Origin of the sequence: Bacillus sp. AFS018417 (genome assembly GCF_002560985.1) — a bacterium.
In the GTDB taxonomy this organism is placed as follows: domain Bacteria; phylum Bacillota; class Bacilli; order Bacillales; family Bacillaceae_G; genus Bacillus_A; species Bacillus_A rhizoplanae.
This window is the reverse complement of record NZ_NTTM01000068.1, coordinates 1-5,675: the sequence shown is the minus strand read 5'-3', so window position 1 is coordinate 5,675 and position 5,675 is coordinate 1. Positions and strand designations below refer to the sequence as shown.

General features: G+C 34.6%; 4 protein-coding genes and 2 other annotated features. Of the genes, 2 read left to right on the top strand and 2 right to left on the bottom strand.

Annotated elements, in window-relative coordinates:
- Positions 1-675 precede the first annotated feature (675 nt).
- Positions 676-1,113, top strand: coding sequence for a BclA C-terminal domain-containing protein (locus CN326_RS21615; protein WP_098311034.1), 438 nt, complete (start codon positions 676-678; stop codon positions 1,111-1,113).
- 153 nt (positions 1,114-1,266) lie between these two features.
- On the opposite strand, the gene CN326_RS21610 is transcribed toward CN326_RS21615, so the two are convergent.
- Positions 1,267-1,920 carry a YdeI/OmpD-associated family protein gene (locus CN326_RS21610; protein WP_098311033.1) on the bottom strand — a complete coding sequence of 218 codons (654 nt, stop codon included), beginning with the start codon at positions 1,918-1,920 and terminating at the stop codon, positions 1,267-1,269.
- A 615-nt stretch (positions 1,921-2,535) separates the two neighbouring features.
- Positions 2,536-3,867 carry an amino acid permease gene (locus CN326_RS21605; RefSeq protein WP_098311032.1) on the bottom strand — a complete coding sequence of 444 codons (1,332 nt, stop codon included), beginning with the start codon at positions 3,865-3,867 and terminating at the stop codon, positions 2,536-2,538.
- Positions 3,868-3,972: 105 nt separating this feature from the next.
- Positions 3,973-4,200: a binding site (T-box leader), on the bottom strand.
- 46 nt (positions 4,201-4,246) lie between these two features.
- Positions 4,247-4,475, bottom strand: a binding site (T-box leader).
- Positions 4,476-4,775: 300 nt separating this feature from the next.
- Here CN326_RS21605 and CN326_RS21600 point away from each other — a divergent pair.
- Positions 4,776-5,663 carry a DMT family transporter gene (locus tag CN326_RS21600; RefSeq protein WP_098311031.1) on the top strand — a complete coding sequence of 296 codons (888 nt, stop codon included), beginning with the start codon at positions 4,776-4,778 and terminating at the stop codon, positions 5,661-5,663.
- Positions 5,664-5,675 lie beyond the last annotated feature (12 nt).

The window sequence follows — 5,675 nt, the reverse complement described above, 5'->3', positions numbered from 1 at the left end:
GGCTGCCTAGGATGCCGCCCATGCCCGGGAAACCTATAATACGTTGAGAATCTAATAGCATGTTTCCACCTACTTTTTATAAATATTTCATAGTCTTTTACATGCTATGCTTAAAAAAAAATAAAGGAGCTTATTCTCCTTTAAAATTAGGCAGACTAACTACCGTTACTGATAGGTTATGGTGATATATTATGTATCTTATGTGCTTTATTTCATGCAATTCCAAGCAACCTATATATAAATTTTCAGAATAACAATATCGGTATGTCAAAGATTTAGAGATTACTTGCAATCGCTCTGAAGTTTTTGTACCAGAAAATATACTGTTCGTGTCACCCTTTCATGATGCCGTATTTCGTCCGGTTCCTTCACATTGACGCTTCTTTAGCCCGCTATTCGCAAGCAATAAGAGCACGATTGGTTCAACTCCATACCCGCCTACTGTGCAGATGGCGCCGGATTATGCTAGTAGTTATACGTTTCTTGTCTTCTTTTCACTAACGAAATAGGAGGCGTATTGTTTTATCTTAGGATATACATAATTAATTTTTACTGGACAAGCATACACTCATTTTTAACTTGATCACATACAATGATAAAGTGAAACTTCCATCAGTGGGGGGCTTACTGCCCGTTAATGCGGGATAAAAATAGTAAATGAGGAGGTGCATAATAATGTTTAAACCAGCCTATGGTTACGTTACACTTGTGGGTTCCAATCCGATAGGAGTCAAATCAGGTGCAAACATAAAATTTAATAGAAACGGTCCATTAAAACATATAGGGTTTACCCCACCTAGTGACACCCTAATAATTCCTGAATCAGGAGACTATAAAATCGAATTTATATTATTAATTGATGGTCCTGCTTCTAGTTCGGTATATGGTTTAATTTTAAATAATTCTTTAGTACCTGGGCAACTTACTAATTATGGTATACAAAGACTAGTAGATGGAGCGAGTCTCATGCTCACTGGACAAGCTATTATCCATATCCCAAAACATTCAACACTACAACTTAGAAATATAGGATCAACTACAGATGTGTTACTCCCAATTCTAAACGGACACAAAGTTAATGCTGCATCATTAACTATTGAGAAGCTTAGCTAGTAAAATTTATTTGTGCAGCTGTCAGGATCATGGTTTACGCTAAAATAGCGGGATAAAGCAAAAAGAGCGTCCATTTGGGCGCTCCTTTTGTTTATGAATAGCTGAATAACCGTTACCGCCACGGTTATTCAGCTACAGTCATCATCATCTTCTTTACTTTTTCTTCCGACGGAACAAATCGAGTGTTTTGTATCCTTGTGAAAGGATATCAACCATTTGTTGATGGCGCTTATCGCGTGTTTGTTGTTGCTTCGCCGAGAATATGTGACGCGCCCAGTCTTTTTGATATCCAGGTGTTAAACTTTGGTAAAACTTAAGTTCATTTGGATAATCGGCTAATAATGCCTCGACATCCTTCACATTGTCCTCATAATCGGCAACGCACTGGCTGGCACTCGATGTTTTCTTTGCTTTCTTTTTTTCACGTTTTAAACCAACAACTGTGAAAACGTCATCCATGCTTACCATACGCGCAAACTTAATATCGCTATTCCCTACATATCCATCCTCTCCAACGTTCATTGCTGGAAACATTTCATCTCTATGAATAAAGGTTTTATAACGAGTATTCCCTTTTTTCGGATATGCGAAAAATGCATAACCTTTCTCAAGTAAAAGCTGCTCATTATTAATGATAAATTGTGTATGTGTAACCATCTCATCAATTGTTTCTACAAAAATGAAAATAGCATCATGATCTTTCGAAAGGGTAGTCGTTTGTTCAGTAAAGACATCATAGTCGCTTGGTTGATTAATTACGGCCATATTTGTGAATTTATTTAGTTTTAATTTATCGATAATTGTCATAACAAGCTCCCTTGTTTTTATTTTATTACAATTTAAGTTTCATTTATTTTCTATTCTATTCAATCATTACACCTGGTCGTTCAGTAACTGATAGTTTAAGTCCAAATAAAGTGTACCTTATTCAAACAAAAATGTCTGTAAAGATGATTACTAATTTATAAACGCTCGTAAATACTTTTTTAAATAAAGGTTATGTAACAAATACTGTTGATATTTGAATGAACCAAATTGAAAACGATAATAATGAAACTTCCCTTAAAATGTATCAAATATAAAAAGAAAAAAATTACAATTCTAAAGGAAAAACTAACAATACTTAATGGTAGTGTAAAATTTCGGATTATTTGCTAAAATTTATGAAAAGGAGGGATTTGTATTGAATAACAAAAAAAAGGTTTTACTTTCCATAAATATTGGATCAATTTTCCTAATGCTATTGCTAATACCTACTGTACACTCACCTCTATTGAGTATATCACTTGGAATAAGCATATTATTAAGTACTATTTCAACTACACTTCTAATCATTTTTTATCGAAACGCCGCAAAGCGATAATAAAAAGGCAGACCATACAATTAATAGTCTGCCTTTTCGTTTATCTTAAAAATGTAGTATTAGTCTACTTTTTGCTTTTTGCCTGCAAAAACAGAACATAGAATTAAGATTATTAAAATGCCTAAACAAAGAAAAATACTTGCTCGGTTTTGATCGCTGAATGCAAATGCCACGCAGCTAATAGTTAACGCTATGGCAGTAAATGAGGTCACATATGGAAATCCCCATACTTTAAAATGCGGCAACTTTGTATATGTTTTGCGAAGCTTAAGTTGTGCTAAACATATGCTGATCCACACCACTGATACCGTAAATCCCGGAATTGCCATCAAATACCCAAAAACACGGTCAGGTGAAAAGTACGCAACAAATGTGCCGCCAATAAGAACAATAGAGCTTAAGATAACGCTATATAATGGAACACCGTTCTTAGAAACATATGAAAATAGTTTCGGCGCTTCCCCTTCTGCAGCTAAGGAATGCAGCATACGTGTACAGCCATAAATACCGGAGTTTGCAGCGGACAAAACAGCTGTAATAAGGACGAAGTTCATAATATGAGCTGCTCCTTTAAATCCAACTGCAGATAACACTTGCACAAACGGGCTTGCTTGGTTGCCGATTTCATTCCATGGAATTAATCCGCAAATGACAAGGATTGGGAGCGTATAGAATAATACGATTCTCCAAATTACTCCTTTAATCACTTTAGGCAATACCTTCTCTGCATCCTTCGTTTCTGTTAAAGTCAATCCGATAAGTTCGGAACCACCGTAAGAAAAAATTACGACTAACAATGCGGAAAATACTCCTGACCAGCCGTGTGGAAAGAATCCCTGGTGCTGTACATAGTTTTGCATATAGTCAGTTCCATCGCTCGGGATAATTCCGAATAAAATCCCTGCACCTAAAACAAGAAATAGAACAATCATCGTAATTTTAATTCCGGCAAACCAAAATTCAAACTCTCCGTAATTCTTCACATTCATAAAATTAATAACGACAATGAAAATAGCGCTAATAAGGCTTAAAGACCATAAAGACATAGACGGAAACCAATATTGCAGAAAGCTTCCCGCAGCTATTACTTCAATAACACATACAACTAACCACATGAAACAGTACAGCCATCCAATCACAAAAGACACGTTTGTTCCAAATGCTTTATGAATAAACCCTTTCATATTCACCCCAGGATAAGCGATGGCCATCTCTGCAATTGCACTCATTACAACAAGAAGCAATAATCCGGCAAACAGATAAGAAAAAATAACTGCCGGCCCCGCTATCGATACTGTTTCAGAAGTCCCTTTAAATATACCTGTGCCGATTGCTCCTCCGAGTGCCATCAAACGGATATGCCGCGGCAATAATCTTTTTTGTAATTCCATAAATTTCCCTCCTCATTTTAATAAAAATTTATTTATTCAACAAAAGATTCCATAGAATCAAGTGCAGTTTTTCTTTCAATAAAAAAAATCGTCCCTGTCCTAAATGACAGGGACGATTAAAACCGCGGTACCACCCTAATTGCAAACTTAAGTCTGCCTCTTGATTTTGTTAACGATCTTTTGACCGTCCTTCCCTCTATAAAGGTCGCCCTTTATTTCGAAAAAGATGCTCCGGGATTGAAATTCACGCTTATTTATGTACTGATTCGCACCTTCCATCAGCTCTCTGAAACAGGGAAATAAGCATTACTATATTCCTTTCATTGCATTTCCTATATTCTGTTTTCCATATAATAAAAAAGTCCCTACTGATTGTATCAGTAGGGACGAATATATCGCGGTACCACCCTAGTTGCAGACTTAGTCTGCCTCTCAACTTTGTTAACGATCATTTTTGACCGTTTTTCCCTTCATAAAGGTCACCCTTTACTTCGAAAAAAATGCTCCAGGATCGAAATTCATCCTTATCTTTGTACTGATTTTCACCTTCCATCAGCTCTCTAAAACAGTGAGATAAGCACTACTTATATTCCCTTCATTGCTCAATTATATTTCAATTTATATGACGTAGTTACGTTCTTTAGTAAGTATGTTTTGTATTATAGGGGTTGCATTAATATTCTGTCAATGATTTTAAGCAATATTTATTTAGTATGTTTTACTAAAGGAGGTCACGTATGTAACTCATCAACGAATCTGCGAAGTAACAACTCCTGATAATAATAGGTTATGTTAATTTTATATGGAAGATTTTTATTTTTTTATTCCAAATATTTAGAATTAACATTAAAATAAATAATGGGAGAGGAGTTATGAAATTACAAATTATAAATAACGAGGAGATAGAGATGAAAATACAATTAAAAGCTGATTTAATGCTACTAATGGTTACATTTTTTTGGGGTGCATCCATCTTACTTACAAAGGTTGGCCTCAATTACATGGAAGAATATAATTTAATCGCATTACGTTTTATTATTGCTTTTCTTTTATCAGGTTTAGTATTTTACAAACACTTAATCAAAATTGATTTTAAAACTGTAAAATATGCGTTTATATTAGCTTCTATTTTGTTTATCGTTTATGTTTTTGCAACTTTTGGCACAAAGTATACAACTGTTTCTAATGCCGGTTTCTTAATGAGTCTCACAGTCATCTTTATTCCAGTATTATCATCTATATTTTTAAAGCAAAGACCTGAAAAAAAAGTTGTATTGGGAATTGTTTTAACCATAGTAGGAATAGGATTATTAACGTTAAATAGCGAATTTAAGATAGCTTCTGGTGATATATTATGTATCTTATGTGCTTTATTTTATGCAGTTCATGTCATCGTTACTGGAACAATGACTAAGCATGTTAATTCAATTGCCCTTGGGATATTACAACTAGGTTTTGTTGGCCTATTTAGTATCATTTTCTCAATGTTTATGGAAACCCCAAAACTTCCTGACACTGTTGAATCATGGTTTTCAATCTTAGCCTTAAGCATATTTTGTACAGCAATAGCCTTCATTGTTCAGGTTATTGCACAGCAATATACTAGTCCTACACATACAGGTCTTATTTTTTCATTAGAACCTGTTTTTTCTGCAGGTTTTGCTTTCTTTTTCACGGGTGAAACCCTTACATTAAAAGGTTACTTAGGTGCAACACTCATATTATTAAGTGTATTAATTGCTGAACTAGATTTTAAAGATTTATTAAAACTAAATTATAAGAAAAATATGGAATGAATACTCCCCCAC